We start from the raw sequence: 553 nt of genomic DNA on the forward strand, positions 1-553 counted from the left end.
TAATATGAAACTTTACATTGATGGTCTTTTTTATAAGGGTAGTGGTATAGGAAGATACTATGAGTCTTTAACAAAGGAACTTGCTAAAAGAGGTATGAAAATTTATACATGTGTACCTGAAACTTTAAAAGATGATTTTGAAAAAGATTTTAAGGAAGTTAAAAATAACATAGAGCCTATTTTTGTAGATTTTGAAAAATTTTCTATTAAAGGTTTTTGGAAGCAATCTAAAATTTTGAAAAAACTGGAGCCTGAAGTTGATTTATTTTTTTATCCTCATATTAATTTACCTTTATACATTCCAAAGAACACAATTACCACAATACATGATTTAAGACCATTTACTCAATTTTGGGATAGAGGTAAAATTAAAAAAACAATGTTTAGTTTTTATTTAAACAGAGCAATTAAAAAATCTAGAAAAGTAGTAACTATTTCCAATAGCGTAGCTTCCGAACTTAAGGAAAAATTTGATTTTGATACAAATAAACTAAAAGTAATTTACGAATTTATAGATGATAAATTTATGTACCATATTAAAGAAAGAAAACCA

The 553-nt window shown here is 25.0% G+C and carries 1 protein-coding gene; it reads left to right on the top strand.

Translation table 11 applies throughout. From position 1 onward, the window contains the following. The coding region (locus Q0C22_RS09300; protein ID WP_291494069.1) for a glycosyltransferase at positions 1-553 on the top strand (553 nt) is incomplete at both ends.

The sequence above is a fragment of the Desulfurella sp. genome (assembly GCF_023256235.1).
Lineage (GTDB): Bacteria > Campylobacterota_A > Desulfurellia > Desulfurellales > Desulfurellaceae > Desulfurella.